Below are 22942 nucleotides of genomic sequence, written 5' to 3' on the forward strand. Positions count from 1 at the left end.
TCTCAAGTAAGACGTTATAAAGTAGAAAATATAATCTCAAATAGTTCAAGCATAAGGAAACATCATCACGATATTTTCGACAATACTATTTTGTTGCAGTAAATCGACGATATCACAGATGATGGGTTGGCCTTCATTGTTTAAAATATGAAAGGTAACCTTGTATACGTCTCGATAGTACAAGAGTTTATCTAACAACGCACGCCACTGATCACCCATGCGCATCTTATTAAATTCAAAAACAACTTGAGTCACCTTTCTGTTATGCAGTAGATTTGTCATGCCGTTAAGCACGTGGAGTTCTGCACCCTCAACGTCTATTTTTATCAGGTCTATTTTCTCGAAGGAATGTAAATAGTTATCTAGGGGCTCGCATGGGATTTTGATTTGCGTCACTTCTTCATCGTGTCTGAAATACGAAAAATATTGTTCATCCGGTTCAAGCACTGATGAATTTCCCGTAAACTTATTAGTTTGGAATAGCGACACTTCCCCGACATGATCATGAACTGCCGCATTAACTACGGTAGTGTGCTCGTTGGTATAGTTAATAAAAATGTTATCCCAAAGAAAATTAAAAATTCCGGGCGAGGGCTCGTAAGCAACTACTCGTCCAGGCCTTTGGACTAATAGACCCATCAAAACCGTGAAGTATCCGATATTTGCACCTATATCAAAGACGACATTACCAGGTTTTACAGTGTTAATCAGATATTTTGTCAGTTGAATTTCAAAAACACCGTGAGTAGCGAGAACTGGCATAATAGATAAGTCGAATCCTGGAGCCAGAAGTCGCCCGCCCCAAACGGTGGATGACAGGACTTTACCATTTCCAACATAGACAGAATTCATAATGAGTATCTACCTCCATATGAAATGCGATTGAGTAGCTGGCAAAAAAAGTTTTGATTCAAGGCATCGCATCGGGGGTTAGCATCCTTGGCATCCTTGGTATCCACAAGACTTATGGGTCAGATTCGCGTGGTAGGTGACCCTCAACAAGTTTTGAATCGTTATCGGCGCCTTGCAATTGTAATCAGTTCTTCGTTCAAGGCATATACCCAGTTCTCACGCGACTCTTGTAGTGACAATAGATAATTTTCAAATTCGCTAGCGGTCAGTAGTCCATGCTTAATTATCGCTTCTTGGTGGTCACGAAACTGTTGAATTGCCAATTTGGTGGCCGGCCCTTCGCCAGACACCAAGGAAAATTGAGCTTGCGGCAGTATAAGCGTCCTGATAACCTCGAGCCCGCACTCGTGCATAATCAAAGGGATTTTACGACCGATGTGACGATCTCCTCCGTTCAAAACCTGCAATTTACAAAATGCCTCTCTGAGTCGGCTAAATGCAGTTGGGTGTTCCGGATAGGACAGCGATAGCTGATCGTCAATGTCGATGATACATACGAGACCTCCCGGTTTCAGAACCCGGTGAATCTCTTGCATAACGAGCTGAGGGTTGCGCAGATGTTGAAACACGAAGCGACTTATCACGTAGTCAAACGACCTGTCTTCGTAAGGAAGTTGATACGCGTCACCGACCTGAAAGATGATTCTGGACTGGGGATGTAGTCCTTGCATATCTTCGATATCGGAGAGCATCTTCTTGGCTGAGTGAATTGACGCTTCGTCGTGATCGAGTGCGTTCAGGGCAATTTTCCACGATGCGGCGATCTCGAACGCCAATGCTCCAAACCCAGTTCCTAAATCAAGCACCGTCATATTTTCCTGGATACCTAAAGCGGGGAGTAGCGCCCGCCGGATGGGAGCCGTGTGCAACGTTTGTTCCAAAAGCCAGCGGTGAGGAATGTTGTTTTGATGTGCGTAGGAAGACCAAGTGGCATCAATGGCTTGAAATCGTTCCGCTAGCGGCTTCAAAGGTGCATGTCTCCTCTAGTTTCATAGCTCGGTTTTCTCGGCTAAATGTCGGTGAATTCGTTGATTCAGTGTTTCAAGTATACAATGTAGAAACGCTGCTCGAAACGCGAATTCACCATTTCTCTTCACTTCGTTTGGGTTTATAATATACCCACCACGAAGGAGGAGTTGTCAATGAAGATTCAGGTTCATGGCGACAACATATCTGTCACTTCGGCTCTTCAGGAATACGTGGACAAAAAGATTGGGCGCTTGACCCGCTACTTTGAGGGTGTGGCGGACAAGCAGATCCACGTGACAATGGCGGTTGAAGGAACGTATCACCGCGTTGAAATGACAGTTCACGTACATGGTGTCATCTTCCGTGCAGAAGAGAAGTCGCAAGACATGTACGCCTCCATTGATTTGGTCACAGATAAACTGGAAGAACAGGTTCATAGATATAAGGAAAAATTGAATCGACGCTTCCGTGCGCGGGGATTGCGCACACAAATCCGGCAACGTGGCTTTGCGCAGGACGCCTTGGATGCGGAAGAGGATTTGCGCGTCGTCCGTGTCAAGCGCTTTCCCATCAAACCGATGGATGTTGAAGAAGCCATCATGCAGATGGATTTACTCGGTCACGACTTTTTCGTCTTTACCAACGCCGAGACCGAGGAGGTCAACGTCGTATATCGCCGCAAGCGGGGTGACTACGGCCTGATTGAGCCACAAGGTTAATCCTCGTCGTCGAGTGATAACTAGGCGCATGAGCAACCGCAGTGCGACCTTACATGCATAAGAGTGCGTGATCGCCCTTTATCGATCACGCTGGTACCCAAGGGCTTCCACACCGCCTGCATTTGGCAGTGGTGTCGGAAGCCCTTTCTTGTATAGAAGAAATTTGACGAAAATGGTGTTCGATTTCTTTCTGTTGTGATATCGTGCATGGCTACGGTACAATCTCTAGATAGAAGTCGATCGCGATATGGGGGTGTAACCGTTCGGTGGGACTCCTCAAACAGGTCTTTAATTCGAACGAACGAGATATTGCCCGATTGCGCCGCAAGGTGGATCGGATTAATGCGCTCGAACCGCAATTCGAGGCAATGACAGATGAAGAACTGAAAGCGATGACACCTGCGTTTCGGGAACGGTTGGCCAACGGCGAAAAGCTGGACAACCTATTGCCTGAGGCGTTTGCTGTTGTGCGCGAAGCGGCCAAGCGCGTCTTTGGCCAGCGCCATTACGATGTGCAGTTGATGGGTGGTATGGTGCTTCATGAAGGCCGGGTGGCCGAGATGAAGACCGGTGAAGGTAAGACACTTGTTGCCACCTTGCCGTCGTATCTGAATGGTCTTACCGGGCACGGCGTGCACGTCGTTACGGTCAACGACTATCTCGCAAAGCGCGACGCCGAGTATACGGGACAGGTGCATCGTTTCCTCGGCCTGACGGTTGGCTATAACGGCCACGACATGACGCCTGCGCAGAAGCGCGAAGCTTATATGGCCGATATCACGTACGGCACAAACAACGAGTTTGGCTTTGACTATCTGCGCGACAATATGGTCATGACGTTGGATGACATGGTGCAGCGCCGTTTGCACTTCGCGATTGTCGACGAAGTGGACTCCATCCTCATCGACGAGGCGCGGACGCCGCTGATTATTTCTGGTCCGGCGGAGAAGTCGGCAGATCTCTACTTCCGTGCAGATTTATTGGTGCGCCGCTTGAAGCCGGAAGAAGACTATGAAGTCGACGAAAAGATGCGCACCGCCAATCTCACCGACTCTGGCATTCGCAAGGCGGAGGCTTTTTTCGGCGTGAGCAATTTGTTCGATCCGGACAATGTCACGCTCATGCACCACATCACGCAGGCCTTGAAGGCGCACGGTCTTATGCACCGCGACAAAGATTATGTCGTCATGGGTGACGAAATTTGCATCGTCGACGAGTTTACCGGGCGTTTGATGGAGGGGCGGCGCTACAGCGAGGGCTTGCACCAAGCCATCGAGGCCAAGGAGGGCGTGCGCGTCCAAAACGAGTCGAAGACCTTAGCGACCATCACGTTGCAAAACTACTTCCGCATGTACGAGAAGTTATCTGGGATGACCGGTACGGCGAAGACGGAAGAGAAGGAGTTTGTCGAGATTTACGGCATGGATGTCGTCGTCATCCCGACGAACCGCCCGCTTGCTCGCAAAGACCTTGGCGATGTCATCTACAAGACCGAGCGCGCAAAGTTCAATGCGGTGGTCAACGACGTCGTGGAACGCCATCGCATCGGGCAACCGGTGCTGGTTGGCACGACTTCTATCGAGAAATCGGAACTCGTCTCGCATTTGCTACACCAGCGTGGCGTGCCACACCAGGTGTTGAACGCGAAGCATCACGCGCGTGAAGCGGAGATCGTCGCACTCGCCGGCCAGCGTGGGATGGTCACCATCGCCACCAACATGGCCGGTCGCGGTACCGATATCCTGCTTGGCGAAGGCGTTCCCGAACTTGGCGGCCTGCACATCATCGGCACCGAGCGGCATGAAAGCCGCCGCATCGACAATCAGTTGCGTGGGCGCTCCGGCCGTCAAGGCGATCCAGGATCGTCGCAATTCTTCCTGTCGCTTGAGGACGATTTGCTTCGCCTGTTCGGCTCCGAGAACATCCGCAGGCTCATGGATCGCCTGGGTCTCGAAGAAGATCAGCCGATTGAACACAAAATGCTGACCGGTGCCATGGAACGCGCGCAGAAGAAGGTCGAAGGCAACAACTACGATCTCCGCAAACACGTTCTGCGCTATGACGACGTATTGAACAAGCAGCGCGAGGTAATTTATCGCCAGCGCCGACAGATCCTTGAACGCGAGAACCTGCGCGAAGTCGTCGAAGGCATGCTCGATGATCTTGTCGATCACATGCTTGAGGTCTACTGCTCCGAGGAGCAAATTCCGGAGGACTGGGACATTCCGGCGCTGCTGCAATATGCGGAACATCACTTCCTGCTGCCAGGGCAAGTCGATGAAGCCTCCCTGCGCAAGCTCGATCGCGATGAAATCAAAGCCCGTTTGCTCGAACTTGCCAAGGCGAACTACGATGCCCGCGAGGAGGAGCTTCAGGGCTTCTTGCGCGAACTCGAGCGCGTCGTGTTGCTACGTGCTGTCGATTCAAAATGGATGGATCACATCGATGCCATGGATCAGTTCCGCCAAGGTGTGCACTTGCGCTCTTATGGCCAAGCCGATCCGCTTGTGATTTACCAAAAGGAAGGCTTCGAGATGTTCGAGGCGATGATCCATTCCATCGAAGAAGAAGTTGTGCTGTACGTCTTCAAGGCGACGCTGCAACAGGCGCCACAGCCTGTCCAGGTGCATGGCGCAGTGCCTGTGCAGGGTGGTTGAACGAAGAAGGGAGACAGGCGCAGCGAGTTGCTGCGCCTTGTTGGCGTGATCGGGACAAATGCTGCTATCTGACACAGATAGGTTGGCTCGTTTGATACAATACCGTGGGAAATGACACGAGGAGTGATGGATTTATGGCAGAGACGTTTGGCGAGCTTCGCCAGGACTTAAAAACGATGGCCACTCGGTTGGCGGACTTCGGGAGGTCTCTTTGACGTCCCTAACAAGCAAAACCGCATTGCGACACTCGAGTCGCTCATGGCGGAGCCAAATTTTTGGGATGATCAAGAAAAGGCGCAAAAAATCATTGGCGAGATGAATGCCCTCAAGTCGGTTGTCGACAAGATGAACGAGCTGACCAGCTTGCATGCTGATGCAGAAGTCGCCTTGCAACTTGCACAAGAAGAGAACGATATGGATCTGTTCGCCGAGGCGAACGAAATGGCGACGAAACTCAAGGACGGGATCGATTCGTTCGAGTTGCAATTGATGCTTTCAGGGGATTACGACGCCAACAATGCCATCGTCGAACTGCACCCAGGGGCAGGTGGCACTGAGTCGCAGGACTGGGCCTCCATCCTGCTTCGCATGTACACGCGATGGGCGGAAGATCACGGATATAAAGTCGAGGTTCTCGATTACCTTCCGGGCGATGAAGCGGGCATCAAGAGCGTGACCCTGCGGATCAAAGGGCACAACGCGTATGGATATCTGAAGGCCGAAAAGGGCGTGCATCGGCTTGTTCGCATCTCACCGTTTGACGCGTCTGGGCGCCGTCATACGTCGTTTGCATCCGTTGACGTGATTCCGGAAATTGCCGAGGACGATACGAGCATTGAAATTCGACCGGAAGAATTGCGGATCGATACCTATCGGTCGACCGGTGCCGGCGGACAGCACGTCAACACGACCGACTCCGCTGTGCGGATCACGCACCTGCCGACAGGCATTGTCGTGAGTTGTCAGAGTGAACGGTCACAGATTCAGAACCGCGCCGTGGCGATGGAATTGTTGAAAGCCCGTTTGGCCGCCAAACGCCAGGAGGAGCGCGAGGCCGAACTGGCGGAACTGCGCGGCGAGCAAAAGGAGATCGCGTGGGGCAGCCAGATTCGCTCCTACGTCTTCCATCCGTATTCGCTAGTCAAGGATCACCGCACCAATCAGGAAGTGGGCAACGTTCAGGCTGTGGTCGATGGCTTGCTCGATCCGTTTATTCACGCGTATCTGCGCTGGCAATTGGCTCGTGAGCAGGCGCGTGAAGCGGATAAAGCGACGCAATAACTCATAATTGCTGGCTACGCATCGAAAACTAATGCCAAGTGGGCATCATTTGCCGCTTGGCATTGGTATAATCGCGATCGCTTGATGTACAATGAGTCCCGGAATATATACAAGAGATTGGGGAAGTGGTTGGAGTGGAGATGGAGAACAACACTCGTCAATTGCCGCCGCATGTCTTTGTCCTTTTCGGCGCCACGGGCGATCTCGCCCATCGCAAACTGTTTCCGGCCTTATATCAACTTGAGAAGAAGGGCCTCATGCCCGAAGGCCTGAGCATCGTTGGTACCGCACGCCGCGATTACACGACGGAGGCTTTTCGCGACGAAGTACATAAGGCGCTTCTGTCGTTTGTCAAGGAAGGCGTGGAAGACGATGTTTGGGCTCGTTTTGCACCACGCATTTTCTACGTCCCGGGCAACGTCGACAACGAGGACGACTTCCGCAAGTTGCATCAGTTTGTCCTGGATGTCGAAAGCAAGAAGGATCACGAAGGCAATCGCCTTTTCTATCTGTCGATGGCACCGCGATTCTTTGGTGAAACAGCCCTGTACTTAAAGAAGGTCGGCCTCGCTGATACGAAAGGCTGGCGTCGCCTGATTATTGAAAAGCCGTTCGGCCACGACTACAAGTCGGCCGCCGAATTGAACGATCAGCTTTCGAGCGCGTTCGCAGAAGAGGAAATCTATCGTATCGATCACTACCTTGGCAAAGAAATGGTGCAAAACATCGAGGTCATTCGTTTTGCCAACTCGATGTTCGAGCCACTTTGGGACAACCGCTCCATTGCTTCGGTGCAGATCACCTCGAGCGAAACCGTGGGTGTCGAAGATCGCGCATCGTACTACGAGACGTCCGGCGCACTGCGCGATATGGTGCAGAACCACATGTTGCAAATGGTCATGATGACCGCCATGGAGCCGCCTAGCCGCCTGCATACGGAAGCCATCCGCGACGAAAAGGTGAAGGTGCTGCGCTCCCTGCGTGCGTACAAGGAAGAGGAAGTCGGTCAGTACGTCGTCCGCGGACAATATACGGCGGGCGAGATCGGCGGTAAGGCAGTTCCGGGTTACCTTGAGGAACCAGGCGTTGCACCCGATTCCAAGACCGAGACGTTTGTTGCGGCAAAGCTGTTCATCGACAATTTCCGCTGGGCGGGCGTGCCGTTCTACATTCGTACGGGCAAGCGGATGCCGGTGAAGTCCACCGAGATCGTCATCCAGTTCCGCAACATGCCGAAGCACCTGTACTTCAACCAGGACGGCAACCTCGGGCCCAATCTGCTCGTCATTCGCATCAATCCGGTCGAAGGTATGTACATGCAGATGAACGTCAAGCGCCCCGGTACCGACAACGTCGTTGTGCCCATCGCGATGGAGTTCAGCCAATCTGCAGACAAGTCGCCGGAAGCTTACGAGCGCCTCTTGCATGATGCGATGCATGGTGATTCGACGTTCTTCACGCGCTGGGACGAAGTATCCTTGGCGTGGAAGTTTGTCGATCCGATTGCGCATGCTTTCGCAAACAACACGGTGCCCCTACACACGTACAAAGCTGGCGAGTGGGGACCGAAGGCTGCTCATGATCTCGTCAAGGAACAGCCTGGTCTCTGGTGGCCACTTTACGGAAATGAATCGCCGATGGATAACCTCGAGCATGCAACCGGACATCCGGTGGAGGTGAAGCGTTAAATGGCGAAGTTGTACGATATCAGCATGTTGATTCATGCTGATATGCAGGTGTACAAGAACAAGGACGAAAAGCGTCCGCAGTTCGAAACAACCTCTGACTTCACCACGGGCAGTGCGCACGAGACGCGTTTGCATCTCGATGCGCACACCGGTACGCACATTGATGCCGAACTGCACATGATTCCAAACGGACGGACGATTGAGGCCGTCGGCCTGGAGAAATTGGTTCGATCCTGCCGCGTGATCGACCTCACCGCAGTCACAGGAGGCATCACCAAGGCGGATCTCGAACCGCACAACCCGCAGGCTGGCGAATTCTTGCTGTTTAAGACGCGCAATTCGTTCGAGGAGACTTTTAACTTCGAATTCATTTACCTCGCGGCTGACGGTGCAGAGTATCTTGCGAACATCGGGATTTCCGGCGTGGGCATCGATGGTCTCGGCGTTGAACGTGCGCAGCCGAATCACGAGACGCACGTATCGCTGTTGTCTAAGGATATCGTCATTCTGGAAGGTCTGCGTTTGAAAGATGTTCCGGCAGGCACCTATTTCATGGTTGCCTTGCCGCTCAAACTCACCGGGATTGACGCAGCACCGGCGCGCGTTGTCCTACTCGAAGGTGTGCCAGACATCACATTGGCATAAGGCACGGGTGGCTCATCGCGACGTGGTCAGGCTAGCCATGTGGGCTGCCTGACCGGCCAACGCTGACTCTGGGTGTGGGCGAACGGTGGTGCCAAGAATTTTGATTCAGAGAGTGACAAGCAAAGACGATTGTGTTATAATGTTTATCGTCGCACCGGGCCCATAGCTCAGTTGGTTAGAGCGGCCGGCTCATAACCGGTTGGTCCTAGGTTCGAGTCCTAGTGGGCCCACCAGTGAAATGTGCGCAACCAAAATGTGCGGGTGTAGTTCAATGGTAGAACTCCAGCCTTCCAAGCTGGTAGCGTGGGTTCGATTCCCATCACCCGCTCCAAACAATACAGAGCCGCTGTCCCCGGAATGGGGGCGGCGGCTTTTGTTGTGCATCGTTACCGCTTGATTCCGAAGCACGAAAGCGATGAAGTCTTCGCAGTGAAAGCGTCCATGACCCGCAAATCCTTGCGGGCCATTTTGAAGCCTCGCAAAGACGACAACGAAGGCCGAAGGGGCTATGGAACCTCCGTTTGCACCCAGATTCATCACGGATCTATGATGGTTCGTGGGGGGCGAGGTCATTGCGGCTTTCAGCAAATGTTCATTCTGGCATTCCTGCTGGGAACGAATCAAAAATTCACTTTCCAAGATCCGCTCATACACGTCTGATAGCAAGGTTACCTGAACGCATTGTGCTCCTGCTTTATGCGGTGGCCATAGGTATCGTGGCGGGTTATGGTGCAGTGGGCTTTCGGAAATTGATCGACTTCTTTGAGTGGCTGTTCTTTCATGCCGGTGCGTCGCATCTCCAGGTCTTAGGTCATGCAAATGTGATTCTTTTTCCTGTCGTGGGGCTTGTCATCGTCAGTACGATAGTTCGCCGATTTGCACCGGAAGCGAAGGGGCATGGCGTCCCCGAAGTCATGGCCGCGATCGCGGAGCGCGGAGGCATCATCCGATTGCGTGTAGTCGTCGTAAAAGCGTTGGCTTCGGCTCTTACCATCGGTTCGGGAGGCTCCGTAGGGCGGGAAGGACCGATTGTCCAAATCGGATCGGCCTTCGGTTCAGTTTTTGGTCAATTTTTGGGGGTTCCGAAGAAATATTTGCGCTTGATGGTGGCCTGCGGAGCTGGAGCCGGCATTGCGGCTACATTTAATGCACCCATTGGCGGCGTGATGTTCGCCGCGGAAGTGATTCTGGGCAGCTTTGCCTTGGAGAATTTCACGGCCATCATGATGTCGAGCGTAGTAAGTGCTGCAATCGGGCGCATTTACTTGGGGAATCACCCTTCGTTCAATATCCCAATCCACTATGTCGGCCCCTTTCGTGTCTACTGGGTCTATGTGTTTTTGGGGCTGGTTTCCGGACTTTGGGGAATCTTGTACATCAAAGTGCTGTACCGGTTCGAGGAATGGTTTGATGTGCGCCGCTGGCCATTCTGGGCAAAGGCGGCGGCTGGTGGCTTGGCGGTCGGGCTTATGGGGATTTGGTTCCCCCAAATCTTCGGTGTGGGGTACGTGACGATTGATCGCGCACTTTTAGCTCATCTGCCGTTATACCTTCTTGTCATACTCCTCGTCCTCAAGTTGTTGGCGACATCCATCACCATCGGAGCTGGAGGGTCAGGGGGTGTCTTCTCGCCCGGACTCTATCAAGGAGCGATGTTGGGGGGACTTCTCGGCGTTGTGCTTTCGCATTGGAATGTCGACGTGAGTCCCGGGGCTGTGGCTGCTATCGGCATGGCTGGCGTTTTTGCAGGAAGCGCACAGGCACCTGTAACGGCCATCACGATGCTTTTTGAAATGACGGGCGATTATAACATGATTCTCCCGCTCATGATTACGAGTGTTTTGGCGGCTACAGTGGCTGGCATCATTTCTCCGCAAACTATTTACACAATGAAGCTGTTCCGGCGCGGACTTGACATTGTCCGCCTGCGCGAGCCGGATCGAATGAAAGCCTTGACAGTCGGCGACGTTATCCAGGAAAATCGGCTGGTATTTGGAACGAAAACGAGTATCGAGACCGCTTGGGGATCTTTCGCAAAGACAAACGAGTGGTTCGCGCTGATTCGGGATGCCAAGCTTGGCATCGTCGGATCCGTTGCTAGGGCACAGGTCGTAGAAGCATTGCGGGAGAATAGAGGGGATGAACCTCTTACAAGCCTGCTACCTCTTCAAATGATTCGAATCGATGAACGCGCTTCTTTGGCTGAAGCGCTAGCGTTGATGAACGATCACGGGGTAACATATCTTCTTGTTTGTCGCGGGGACATCGGCATCGGCGTGGTGGGAACTTCGGATGTGATCCACGCGTATCGACGTGTGGAGTGAGCGAGAACCGTATGGAAAACTCAAAAGACCCTCGCACCACCCGTGCGAGTGCCTGGGCATTCCCGCTTAGTTCATGCCGCTCATCGAATTTTCAGACGTATATGAGGAACTGGATCCTTGGGATCCACCCGTACTTGCACTTTTGCGAAGCGGTCGAGGTAGGCACGGAAGGAGTGGGAGGATGTCGGATCACCTTTCCCTCGCGCAAGCGCTCAGCATCAACACTGGAATTTGGATCACGTTTGGCCTCACGTTGGCCTTCGTGATCCTGTCAGTTGTGTTATTGCGATTGTTCGCCAATTTCCATACCAGGCAGTTCCGTCTGTTATTTCGCATCCTGCCGCTTGCCCCGCTGTTTTTGTGCGTTTGGATGCTAGTCAGCACGCTCGCAGGAGGCTGGCAAGTGCGCGGTACCACCCTTGAGGTGCGCACCGATGTGGGGGTGACCATGGTCGATCTCGATCGTGCATCAGCGGACTGGGTGCTGCCTGACGGCTCCTATGCACCGGCTTCGCGTATGTATGGCACTAGTGCGGGGAACTATCAGACAGGTCTATTTCGCCTCAACAATGGTGAAACGGCGGTTGTCTACCATGTTGGTCATTATCCAGAACTCGCGATCTCGGACGGGCACCACCTTGTACTCGTTTCGTCGAAGCATGTTTACATGCTTGCCCATCGCATTGCACATGTTGGCGCAGCGCTTGCTCCGGCGCCGAATGCAAGCAGCATCCCCATCCACTGGCCCGCTACTGTGGCAGCACTTTTGCTCTCCTGTCTCTTTGTGTATCTCCAAATTCGCCTTGCACGCGCGTATCGCGATCGCTTGCCTGAAAAGGTTGTGTCCCATTGGGGTGTGGGCGGAAAGGCAAATGGTTGGATGAGCCGCAAAGCGTTTTTGCGCGTTGGCATAATGGTAGCCGTGGCGTTTGGTGTGCTGTTCTCCGGTGTCTCATTGCTCAGTTGGGTAGGGTTCGGGTTGTGTGCCTATGTGCAACTCGTCATGTGGGCGGCCATGAAAGGCGCTTTTAAAATCAATGCGCGTGATGCAGATGACCCTATCCACATTTGACCGGACACCAAAAGGTGTCCTATAATCATCCCGACACTAAACGGTGTCCTTATGGGGCAACGTGGGAGGGCGGTGGTTTTGGCAAGTCAAGCACAATTGCGAGATGTGTACCATGCGATTGCGGATCCAACGCGCAGAAAGTTGCTGCGCATACTCGCGGATTCTCAGGAAATGCCTCTGCATGCGTTAACGGTGCATTTCCCGATGGGGCGCACCGCAGTTTCCAAGCATTTAGCGGTTCTCAAAGAGGCCGATCTCGTCGCCGAACGAAAGGTCGGACGCGAAACGCTGTATCGGCTCCATGCCGAGCCGCTCAAGGAAGTACAGGATTGGATATCCTATTACCAAAAATTTTGGCAAGATCGAATGATGGCTTTAGATCAACTTTTACAGGAGGACGAGCCGTGAAATCCCTTTCGCTAGATTTCCATTTTCATAGCCCCATTCAGAAGGTATGGTTTGCATTAACTGATTCCGCAACGCTCTCCAAGTGGATGTTTTTCAAGGAAAACGATTTTCAACCCGTCGTTGGACACAAGTTTACACTGCGCATGGAGCCGGCAGCAGGCTGGAATGGCGTCGTGGAAGGGGAAGTGCTCATCGTCGAGGAACCGTATCGTCTCTCCTATACGTGGACGAGTCTCGGTGAAGAAAATACGGTCACTTGGACCTTGCGGGAAGATGAGAATGGGGGTACTCATGTCCATCTTGAGCAAACCGGCATTAGCTCGGAACAAGCATTTCATGGCGCCACCTATGGCTGGCAGGGGATGGAACAGCAACTTGAACGCGTATTGTCGGAGGTTTGAAGCGTTCGCCTGTTTCTCGGAACGCTTCATGCAAACATAGCGCACGCTGACGGACATATCGTTGCGACAAGGGGGAGATACCCATGTCGTCTGAGTTTGTCATCGAATCCCAAGATGGAACCCAGATTCACGTACGCACCTGGACACCGGAAAATCGCACTGCACCGCGGGCGGTCGTGCAAATTGCCCACGGGATGGCCGAACATATTGCGCGGTATCACGAATTCGCGCAGTTCCTGGCGCGCCAAGGCATCGTGGTTTACGGGCACGATCACCGCGGCCATGGCCAGACAGGCATCGCCGACGGGCTGCTTGGTTATTTTGCCGATCACGACGGCTTCGAAACGGTTGTATGCGATATCGAGGCGGTGACCAGGCGGATCGAACACGACCATCCCGGGGTGCCTATCGTTTTGTTCGGGCACAGTATGGGTTCGTCGCTGTCGCTGCGGTATATTCAGCATCACGGTCGCCGACTGGCCGGCGTCATCCTATGCGGATCAGGATGGTTTTCGTCCCACACGCTTATGTTTGCTTCCTTGCTTGCTGCCCGTGAGGTAAGGAAGCGAGGTCGCAGAGCTCCAAGTGCCCTTCTGCACCGCCTGACCTTTGGCGGTTTCAATAAGGCGTTTCGTCCCAATCGAACGGAGATGGATTGGCTGAGCCGGGATACGGCGCAAGTAGACGAATATTTGGGCGATCCGCTGTGTGGGCATGTGCACACGGCAGGCTTCTTCCATGATTATTTCAACGGGTTGCAAGTTTTAGAGCGTTCTGATCAGATGGTTCGCATCCCAAAAAACCTTCCTGTTCTCTTGATTTCCGGCACGCGTGATCCCGTTGGCAACTTTGGTCGCGGTGTGCAGAGGCTACAGTTGGCCTTGGAGCAAGCGGGCGTGGTGGACATCGAGTGCAAACTGTACCCCGACGCCCGTCATGAATTGTTGAACGAATTGAACCGCGAACAAGTTTATGCCGATGTCTGCAGATGGATCGATCAACATCTGAGTTAAAAGGCGAGTGTCACATGAAACCAGCCAACTTCGTCAAACGAGTGTAAATTCAAACTGTTTTGGCGAAGGGGCGTTGTACACATGGAGAAATGGGTACGTTCATTGCGTGACAGAACCCGTGGCGGGTGGCGATTTCGGTCGCTGGTGACCGTTGGTACCGCGATGACTCTGATGTTCACGCTTGCAGAGACCACGTGGGCTATGGGAGCGGCACAGAACAATACCGGGACGCTGAATGTGCTTGCGGCAAACACGATCACGGTCGAAGGGGTGGCCACAGAACCGATTCTCAACCCTGTCACGGAAATCAATGAATCCATGACTATCACCGATTCCTCGGTTCAGGCCGAGTTCAAGGACATTGGCACGCTTGAACAGCATATGCGAAGCACATTGAAGAAGGATGGTATTGTGAACGGGAACATCTGGTTTTCTACACCATCCTTCACATCGGGAAACTCAGGAACACAGGTCAACTTACAGATCAACGTGATCGTTCCAAAAGCATCGCAATTGAGCAATGTGCTGACGAGTTTGGGAAGTTATGATCCGAATTTTGTACAAAATAACTTCATGAATGAACAAGTAGTGCCGTTAAACCCAAGTGCCATGTGGCCACAACTATATCAGGAAGCTTTGAACAATGCGAAATCCCAGGCAGAGACTTTAGCCACTGAGGCAGGCGTGCAACTGGGGCAGGTTGAGGCCATTTCGACCGTTCAACCAAGCGGAGTTCTGCAGCCTCTGTCCGGTCCTTATCCGACAAGTCCATCCGTTCCGGGACTCCAGCTTGTGTATAACAACGGGACCCAGGCTGGGGAGGTCATGACGCAACTCTATGTTACGTTTGCGATAAATCCGTCGTAAATCCCTAGCATGACATTACAGACCTTGATCATCATGAAAAATGTAGGGGCGCCGATCCCACAGGATTTGGCGCCTATTTTGGTATCTATTAGATAAAATATACTTTCCAGTTGTATCAAATCGATGCTATAATTTAAATGCTCAAGATGATTATAGGTTAGATTCCAAGCGGTTGGATGTCGATTAATTTGATTCTACATGCTTTCATGCAAACACTTTGCAACCAAAGAGAAAGATTAGATATGGGGTCGGGACTATGGGTTATATGAGAACGAATGCAAGAGCCCTGGGGATTCTAACAGATGTTTTAACATGTATACTAGCGTTCGTGATTGTTTATTACCTCTGCTGGTTCATTCGCGGTCATCCGATTTTTCCTCGAGGCACCTGCCTGTACTTCGAAACCATCATGCTTGTGTCTTGGTTTGTGTCGCTTGTCTTTACTGCTGAATATCCAATTCGAAGAATTACAGCGTATCGAGATGAGCTGAAGATTGTATTACGCGTGAATGTTATTTCTGTTTTGCTATTTGCGTTTGCCATGTTTGCTCTGAAGGTTCATGGGATGAGCCGTTTATTCGTCATCCTGGATTTCGCCGTGACGGTTGTTGGCATGAGCATCAACCGTATTATCATTCGCTTGGTATTGTCTGAGCTCCGCAAATCTGGATGGGATCTTCGGACGAGAATTATTGTTGGTACGAGAGAACTCGCCGAGAGATACATTCTTGCTGTCGAAGATGCGCCTGGAACTGGGATCCGTGTGTTGGGGTTTGTGGGTGTGGATGGAAACCGACACGGCCCATCCGCTCCATATTTGGGGGATGTATCTAGTTTTCGAGAGATCATTGCTCGCATTTCTGTGGATGGAGTAATCGTTGCGTTGCCGTTATCGCACCCGGAAACGCGCAGGGTTGTACAAGAGTGCCAAGAGCAGGGGATTGCGGTCGAGCTGATGTTGGACGAGTTTACATCGCTGTTGGACAAGGGCGGCTTGGTCTACAGTATGAATGTGCCGCGGTTGTACGTTCCGGGAATCCCACACTCGTCAGTGGCTATCATTTGGAAACGGGCGACGGACGTGGTGGTAAGCGCGATTGCCCTAGCGCTACTTTCACCCTTATTTGTTCTTGTTGCTATTGCGATTAAATTGGATGATCGTGGACCGGTGCTATTTTCGCAACAGCGTGTTGGCTTGCGCGGGAGAATGTTTCGGATGTATAAATTTCGGAGCATGGTAATAGACGCGGAGAAAAGGAAACAGGAATTGCTTGAATTGAACGAAATGTCAGGTCCTGTATTCAAACTGAAAAACGATCCGCGTATCACCCGGGTAGGACGCTTCTTGCGCAAAACAAGTTTGGACGAATTGCCGCAGTTGTGGAATGTTTTGAAGGGTGAGATGAGTTTGGTGGGGCCACGGCCACCTCTTCCTGATGAGGTGGATCGTTACGACTATGCGCATCGTAAGAGGCTCAGCGTTAAACCTGGACTGACATGTCTGTGGCAAATCAGCGGCAGAAACAACGTGGACTTTGATGAATGGATGCACTTGGATATGGACTATATCGATAACTGGTCATACGTGAATGATTTGAAGATCCTCATTCGCACGATTCCAGCCGTTCTACGCAAGGATGGTGCAAGTTAACGTGATGTAGCCTGGATACACAAAGGTATGGTGTGAATGGAGGATAAACGATGATTCGCAAAGCTGTGATACCTGCCGCGGGAATGGGAACAAGATTTCTTCCCGCGACAAAGGCGATGCCAAAAGAAATGCTTCCGATTGTTGATAAACCGACGATTCAATACATTGTGGAAGAAGCAGTGGCGTCGGGGATTGAAGACATTATTATCGTTACGGGAAAAGGCAAGCGTGCCATCGAGGATCATTTTGACCGCTCTGTCGAGCTTGAGGAGCTTCTCATGGAGAAGGGGAAGTTTGAGCAACTTGAGGAAGTAGAGGCCATCACGAATATGGCTAATATTCACTACATAAGACAAACGAAGCCCTTAGGGTTAGGACATGCGGTTTGGTGCGCTCGTCGATTTATTGGCAATGAGCCCTTTGCGGTTTTGCTCGGAGATGACATTGTTCGTCACGAAATACCTTGCCTTCGACAATTGATTGATATCTATGACGAAGTGGGAAAATCCGTGGTTGCTGTGGAGAATGTCCCGATGGAGGCGGTGTCCCGATACGGCATCATCGATCCGCTTCCTGTTCGCGATAGACTTTCGATGATTCGAGGCTTAGTGGAAAAACCAAGCCAAGATAAGGCACCGTCTACGTTAGCCATCTCCGGACGCTACATTCTTACGCCTGGAATTTTCGAGTTTCTCGAATCGGCGCAAGTCGGTGTCGGAGGTGAGATACAGCTCACAGACGCACTAAGTCGCTTAAATGATACAGAGGGTGTTGCAGCTTATCAGTTTGAGGGCAAGCGATATGACGTGGGCGAAAAGTTAGGATTTATTCGTGCTACACTGGAAATTGCTTTGGAGAGTGCCGTGCTGCGAGATGACGTTGAGAAGCTTCTGCAGCAACTTGGGGAAAAGGTTGGCGTCCTAATGTGAGCACGAGCAATCGTCAGGATGGCGTGAGGGGCACGGGTATTCGGGTTGTTATCGTACACGATTACCTAAATCAACGTGGTGGCGCGGAAAAAGTAGTGGGAGCATTGCACCGGATATTTCACGAAGCTCCTATTTACACTTCCATCGTCGAAAGAGGGCGATTGTGGGCTAGTCTTGACGACGCTGATATTCGGACGAGCTTTATGTAGAGGTTTTCTTTTATCCGGAAACGTTTCAAGTGGTTTCTTGACTCTATCCACTTGCGTTTCGTTCCATGACCGTTCTATAGCGTGATGCTTTGATCTGGGCAAAGATTTTCGGCAGGGGAAGACAACAGCACGGTGGCGGTAAGATTGTGGGTGGAACAGTTTACATAGACTCGTGAGGATAATTCGATACAAATTGATTTGGAGGCATTCGCTAGTCAATTGTTGAGTCGGGCATAGTCGTAATTAGGGATCCCGTGATCACGTAGCATAATATTTGCTCCGGTTTTGCTGGGGTTGATTGGGACTTAAGGGGGGTATCCGGGGAATGTCGTAAATTGATTCTATCTTTCTTATGTGTTTGGTGGAACTATAAGGCCTCAATCGCCGGTGCGGATGCAGGGAATGTGGCTTCAGAATGCTAAGATAGGTTGGAAGAGGTTGGGTTACTGTGAATGTTCTAGTTGTCAGCAATGTTGATTACGTAGGCGGTGCGGAGACTGTTCTAGCAGATTTGGCCGTGCGCGACCAGCGGAATTCGTACCTGGTGCTCGCACCAATAGGCAAGTTTACTGAGCTCTTGTGCAGGCTTAGAATCGACTTTATCGGTAGTAGATACATACGGACCCTAAATCGCCATTCGGGAATAATAAATGCGTTTATCAATTTGTTTTCGGGGATTTTTGGCGGTGGCTATGAGATTGTGCGCATAGCTCGTGCGCGGCGAATAGATATTCTGTATGCGAATTCGCTTAGGTCAGGGATATATTGTATGATTCCGAGCATTGTGGCGCGTATCCCTCTTTTATGGCACGTTCACGATGCATCCGAAAGCAGAGTTTGGAGTGTGCTAATGTCCTGCTTAACCCGTTGCAAGTCTAACATAAAGGTAGTGGGTGTGTCAGAGTGCGTGCTTAATTCTCGAGTTCTAAGTCATGTTTCTCCCTCCAGAAAGGCTCTAGTCTATAATGGCCTTGATGTCAGTGTGTACTCTCCATCATCCGGGATTCGAGGGGGTGAAAAGATTTCCATATTGCTATATGGTAGAATCATTCGCTGGAAAGGCTATGACATCGCTATAAATGCACTATCTATGATTAGTGTTAACGTACGTAGTCGGCTTACATGCTCCGTCGTCGGAGATTGTTCCGATCCCGTTTACTATGCGGAACTGGTTGAGTTGGTGCGTGATCTTGGACTACATGAAATTGTTCGATTTGGGCCTTCGGTGGCAAGAGAAGATGTTCCTGAATTATTAGATTCGGCAGATGTTGTAATCCATTCTGCTGTGAATCCGGACCCATTACCGACTGTCGTATTGGAGGCCATGGCCAAGGGGAAAGTTGTCATCGCAAGTCGAGTTGGAGGAGTGCCTGAGATAATAGAGGATGGAGTGAGTGGGTACACAGTTCCCCCCGATAATCCACAAGAACTAGCAAAATTGATTGAGCGAGTTGTGTCTCAAATCAACAGTTCGTATTCCGTCGGTAAAGCAGCTAGGGAAAGAATACTGGATGTGTTTTCTATAGATAAGAAAGTCGAGAGGTTCAACGAGCTCTACTCGGTACTAGCTAAGGACTCACGTAAGGAGAAGTGGTGATACGTTGCCGACAGTATCGATTGTGATGAGTGCCTACAATGAGGAAAAAGTGATATCTAGAGCAATCAAAAGCGTTCTAACTCAAACGTACGGGGACTTCGAGTTAATTATTGTTGACGACGCATCAGTTGACTCGACCGCCCGGATCATCGCAGACTTTTGTGAACGCGATCCTCGAATAGTTTTTATAAAGAACGAATTAAATCTTGGGCTTACGCGGTCTCTCATCAAGGGTGTCGAACGTGCTAGGGGACAATTTATTACTCGTATTGATGCCGACGATTATTACGGGCCGCGGAAAATAGAGATCCAAGTTTCCACCATGTTGCGTCAACCCGAATGCAGGTGGAGTGCTACAATGGCAGGCGAAGTGGACTCGACTGGGAAGTTGTTGCATTTGCAAGGATATGATTTTAGGTCAAAATCCTCGGAAGAGTTACTTGATTATATGTATAAAACTAACAATGCTCTGTATCATGGAGCAGTGATGTTTACGAAAGAATTGTATTTAATGGCAGGGGGTTATAACCCCATTTTTAATGGTGCCGAGGACTACGAATTGTGGTTGCGGTTTTCAAGTCTTTCGCCCGTGGCACTGATACGCGACGTGCTGTATTTTCGAGAATCTCGGGTCACTGGCATTTCGATGCACGGAGCAATCCGTCAGTCGATTATCGCCACCGGAGTTCGCAGAATGCATAACGCAAGGCAACTGGGGCAAGACGAGTCTGCTGAGTTAACTGCTATGCAAAACTGGTTATCTTCCTACAAGGCACTACAATTGAAAAAATACGTTGGTGAAAAAAACGCCTGGGATCTGGCGTCGAAGCTTTTTTGCTTGACGGCAAAGGGCTCATTTCCGTTGTTGGTTTCGCTACTGACCAGTCGGTACGCACTTAAGAGTCTTTTGAAAATCATCCTCCTTATTTTACCGAGCCGTTGGAGGAGGGCTCTCGCTGGGACAAAGCGGAAAAAGCTCGATTCCATTAAGGGCATGCGTTGAGTTCATGCCAACCACTGCAGAAGCAATCTCTTCACCGTTTACAGGCTGCAGAGACATTAACATATAATTGAGTTAATCAGTTTTATTTAGCGTGTATCGCTTTAGATGGAGGATTATGGATTATTTGATGGAGCATGCCCCTAGCACTCTAAAGGAGAAACGACGCCTGTGGGATTACGAGTCAGGTATTATTTCGAGAGTATTTTATCGTGGGTAATAATTACATACCTTAAAAAAAAGGGAGCTACTATAGGTGAAGGTGTCAGGTTTCGTGGGTTTCCTAGACTACGCCTAACTGATTTTCCTCTACTGACGATAGGCGAAGGAACTGAGATAGATGAGGATGTACTCATCTGGCAGGGCGGCCAGAGCCCTATTCATATCGGTCGAAACTGTTACATTGGTATTGGAACAATCATTAACTCGTCTGCTGGGATGATGTTGGAAATAGGTGACAATACGCTGGTTGGTGCCTATTGTGTTGTGCAAAACAATAATCATGGGATTAACCGCGGGAAGCTGATACGACTTCAAGATAACGTTGGGAAACCGCTTGTGATTGGGAGGGACTGCTGGCTAGGCGCCCATGTGTGTGTGCTGGGCGGCGCTAGCATAGGGGATGGGGCTGTAGTTGGGGCGCAGTCGTTGGTTAACCGACCGGTTGAGCCGTTCACCGTTGTGGGCGGAGTTCCGGCTCGGGTTTTAAAGTTGCGAGGCTAACGTGCCTGGCGGGGGTCAGATCCGCGAGAAATAAAAATAGATGCAAGATAGGCTTCTGCCAAAGTGTAGAGTGTCGAGCGTTTCGTTGCGTTTATGGGCGAGGCGAATTCTAATAATTGTTGCGCCGACTTTAATAAGTTTCTAGCTTGGTAGAAGAATGCAATTATTCATCGAGAGTGACAAGGTGGGTGCGTGGTGAAACGGGACAGTCTGAGGTTAAATTCGATATACAATATCCTTGCGTCAGCAATTCTCTCAGCTGGGGGATTTGTCGCGTCGGTTGTTGTGTCTCGAAGATTGGGAGTTATACAGTTTGGCACCTATCAGTATATCACGTTTATTGCATCTACATTGAGTCTTATCATCCTTCAAGGCACGAATGTGGCTATTGTTCAAGATTCCGCAAAAGTACTGAATGCGAGCAATGATCATTGGGTAAACGTTACGTTTCCCGTCACACTGCGAAAGATCTTGGCGAAATCGAGTGCGTTAATATCAATTGCCGCAGGTGTATTTGCTTTTAACAAACAGATCTCTATCTCGCTTATCTTAGCGATCATCCTGGCTCTTCAGTCAATAGCAGGCGCTTTAATTCAAGGTACGGAACGCTTTGCTTTCTATTTGATATCAACGATTCTACTAGAAAGTGGATTGGTAACCGGTTTCTTTCTAGCGAAAAATGTCGCCAACATCCTACTAGTCTCAGTTCTCTCCTATGGACTCGTCGCTATCCTATCGTTCATCGTTACGCGCAGTCTAGTGAACATCCGGGCGGTTTTTAACTTCCGCGTGCGAGAGAAGATGTCGGGTTTTACGAATAAATTGTTTCTTGTTACTGTTATTGATACGGTTGTGTGGAATCAATTTGAGCTAATTTTCATAAAGTATTTTGGTAGTCCTCGTGATGTTGCGCTGTACTCGGTGGCATATAAACTATCTGTTGCAGGGGTTCTTCCGATAACTGCCATTCTGAACTCCCTTCGTCCGCGCTTGAATAAGGTGCTCGGACTGAAAGATAGTAATGCTGTTCATGAATTGATGGGGAGAATGGTTAGATTCTCAGCAGGAGCTGGGCTAATATTTCTATTTGGCTGGGTAGCCTGCGCCCCTTGGGCTATTCATTTGGTATACGGCCTTAGATATATGTCCGCAACGCTCATTAGTGAAATCTTATTTTTGGGGTCCGTTATGGGTGTGGTGGCTATCCCCGCTACGTTCCTGTTGTATGGCGAAAATGATGCGGATTTTCTTCTTGGGCTAGCGGCTTGCGCAGGGATTATAGATATCGTTGGGGTAGTAGTTGCGCTAACGGTTTGGCATAACATGGTGGGTGTTGCATTTGTGACTTCATTTTCCCAAATAATACCATCCGTGAGTGTGTGGATACATCCGAGACTAATCCCATGGCGTTTGCAGATCATTAAGAATGTCCTGATATATACTTGCTTATGTGTTGGTTGGTTATTATTTTCGACCCAGGTCCCACGATTGGAGTACGTCTATGCCTTGACTTCCGCTTGCGTTGGTGTTGTAGTGTGTTTCGGTGTTAGGCGGATCAAGTATTCCCTCATGCATGCTTGGAAACATGTACACGGAGGATTTGTTCGCAATATGTGAGCGTCGGCGGCTGCCTTTGTACGGCTCTTAGTGAGAGTGAAACAATCTGACTACATGAAGGGCAGAGCACAATCGGCAAAATCGCGATAGAACGTTGTTGCACACGATGAACAATTTTGCAGTAAGTATTTTAGGCGCAGGTTAGAAGGTTACATATCTTATATAAATCATCATGATGTCTGTGTATGAAAGCTTGCACTGAGCCGGTTACCCTGAGGAACGCTGGGGCTTTTAATGGCATATCTGCTAGAGGAGATGAG

19 protein-coding genes and 2 tRNA genes are annotated in these 22942 nt (G+C 50.5%); 19 read left to right on the forward strand and 2 right to left on the reverse strand.

The genetic code is table 11. The features are described 5' to 3' along the window. Window positions 1-45: 45 nt before the first annotated feature. Together BLU70_RS10935 and BLU70_RS10940 are read right to left on the reverse strand one after the other, a co-directional pair. Window positions 46-852, reverse strand: coding sequence for an FkbM family methyltransferase (locus BLU70_RS10935; RefSeq protein ID WP_074693463.1), 807 nt, complete (start codon window positions 850-852; stop codon window positions 46-48). Window positions 853-1013: 161 nt separating this feature from the next. Beyond that, window positions 1014-1880, reverse strand: a complete 867-nt coding sequence (locus BLU70_RS10940) for a class I SAM-dependent methyltransferase (RefSeq protein ID WP_074693464.1) — start codon at window positions 1878-1880, stop codon at window positions 1014-1016. 174 nt (window positions 1881-2054) lie between these two features. Here BLU70_RS10940 and hpf point away from each other — a divergent pair, with 174 nt between their 5' ends. The 19 genes from hpf (at window position 2055) to BLU70_RS11035 (ending at window position 22682) form a co-directional block, all read left to right on the forward strand. After that, window positions 2055-2600 (forward strand): ribosome hibernation-promoting factor, HPF/YfiA family, encoded by a 546-nt coding sequence (hpf, locus tag BLU70_RS10945; RefSeq protein ID WP_074693465.1) that lies wholly within the window; start codon window positions 2055-2057, stop codon window positions 2598-2600. A gap of 266 nt (window positions 2601-2866) precedes the next feature. Beyond that, a complete protein-coding gene (gene secA, locus BLU70_RS10950; protein WP_006447726.1) occupies window positions 2867-5257 on the forward strand; it encodes a preprotein translocase subunit SecA in 2391 nt (796 codons plus the stop codon). Window positions 5258-5391: 134 nt separating this feature from the next. After that, a protein-coding gene (prfB, locus tag BLU70_RS10955) for a peptide chain release factor 2 (RefSeq protein ID WP_143027521.1) occupies window positions 5392-6538 on the forward strand; the annotation gives its coding sequence in 2 pieces (ribosomal slippage) (window positions 5392-5469 and window positions 5471-6538; 1146 coding nt in all). A 140-nt stretch (window positions 6539-6678) separates the two neighbouring features. Beyond that, window positions 6679-8226, forward strand: coding sequence for a glucose-6-phosphate dehydrogenase (zwf, locus tag BLU70_RS10960; protein ID WP_040290345.1), 1548 nt, complete (start codon window positions 6679-6681; stop codon window positions 8224-8226). Continuing rightward, a complete protein-coding gene (locus tag BLU70_RS10965; RefSeq protein WP_074693467.1) occupies window positions 8227-8871 on the forward strand; it encodes a cyclase family protein in 645 nt (214 codons plus the stop codon). 156 nt (window positions 8872-9027) lie between these two features. Continuing rightward, window positions 9028-9104: transfer RNA gene (locus BLU70_RS10970), tRNA-Ile, on the forward strand. A 24-nt stretch (window positions 9105-9128) separates the two neighbouring features. Then, window positions 9129-9202: transfer RNA gene (locus BLU70_RS10975), tRNA-Gly, on the forward strand. A gap of 385 nt (window positions 9203-9587) precedes the next feature. Then, on the forward strand, window positions 9588-11195 hold the full coding sequence (locus tag BLU70_RS10980; RefSeq protein ID WP_176780893.1) for a chloride channel protein: 1608 nt from the start codon (window positions 9588-9590) through the stop codon (window positions 11193-11195). A 181-nt stretch (window positions 11196-11376) separates the two neighbouring features. Then, window positions 11377-12267 (forward strand): DUF1648 domain-containing protein, encoded by an 891-nt coding sequence (locus BLU70_RS10985; protein ID WP_074693469.1) that lies wholly within the window; start codon window positions 11377-11379, stop codon window positions 12265-12267. 51 nt (window positions 12268-12318) lie between these two features. Continuing rightward, a complete protein-coding gene (locus BLU70_RS10990) occupies window positions 12319-12675 on the forward strand; it encodes an ArsR/SmtB family transcription factor (RefSeq protein ID WP_074693470.1) in 357 nt (118 codons plus the stop codon). Further along, window positions 12672-13076 (forward strand): SRPBCC family protein, encoded by a 405-nt coding sequence (locus BLU70_RS10995; protein WP_074693471.1) that lies wholly within the window; start codon window positions 12672-12674, stop codon window positions 13074-13076. The genes BLU70_RS10990 and BLU70_RS10995 overlap by 4 nt, the downstream gene beginning before the upstream one ends. 83 nt (window positions 13077-13159) lie before the next feature. Then, complete coding sequence (locus tag BLU70_RS11000; RefSeq protein ID WP_074693472.1) at window positions 13160-14089, forward strand: alpha/beta hydrolase; 930 nt, start codon at window positions 13160-13162, stop codon at window positions 14087-14089. A gap of 81 nt (window positions 14090-14170) precedes the next feature. After that, the gene (locus BLU70_RS11005) at window positions 14171-14956 is read left to right on the forward strand and encodes an SIMPL domain-containing protein (RefSeq protein WP_074693473.1); all 786 of its coding nucleotides are present in this window, start codon (window positions 14171-14173) and stop codon (window positions 14954-14956) included. Window positions 14957-15221: 265 nt separating this feature from the next. Then, window positions 15222-16607 (forward strand): sugar transferase, encoded by a 1386-nt coding sequence (locus BLU70_RS11010; RefSeq protein ID WP_244885187.1) that lies wholly within the window; start codon window positions 15222-15224, stop codon window positions 16605-16607. Between the two features lie 50 nt (window positions 16608-16657). After that, window positions 16658-17536 carry a UTP--glucose-1-phosphate uridylyltransferase GalU gene (galU, locus tag BLU70_RS11015; protein WP_074693475.1) on the forward strand — a complete coding sequence of 293 codons (879 nt, stop codon included), beginning with the start codon at window positions 16658-16660 and terminating at the stop codon, window positions 17534-17536. Between the two features lie 1059 nt (window positions 17537-18595). Then, entirely contained in the window at window positions 18596-19342 is a 747-nt protein-coding gene (locus tag BLU70_RS11020; RefSeq protein ID WP_244885188.1) for a glycosyltransferase family 4 protein, read from the forward strand. A 4-nt stretch (window positions 19343-19346) separates the two neighbouring features. Next, the gene (locus tag BLU70_RS11025; RefSeq protein WP_143027523.1) at window positions 19347-20345 is read left to right on the forward strand and encodes a glycosyltransferase family 2 protein; all 999 of its coding nucleotides are present in this window, start codon (window positions 19347-19349) and stop codon (window positions 20343-20345) included. A gap of 438 nt (window positions 20346-20783) precedes the next feature. Beyond that, window positions 20784-21065 carry an acyltransferase gene (locus tag BLU70_RS14985; protein WP_420168601.1) on the forward strand — a complete coding sequence of 94 codons (282 nt, stop codon included), beginning with the start codon at window positions 20784-20786 and terminating at the stop codon, window positions 21063-21065. Window positions 21066-21260: 195 nt separating this feature from the next. Next, window positions 21261-22682: a lipopolysaccharide biosynthesis protein gene (locus BLU70_RS11035; protein WP_074693478.1), complete on the forward strand. Its 1422-nt coding sequence runs from the start codon at window positions 21261-21263 to the stop codon at window positions 22680-22682. Window positions 22683-22942: the final 260 nt, after the last annotated feature.

Source organism: Alicyclobacillus hesperidum, from assembly GCF_900107035.1.
GTDB lineage: Bacteria > Bacillota > Bacilli > Alicyclobacillales > Alicyclobacillaceae > Alicyclobacillus > Alicyclobacillus hesperidum.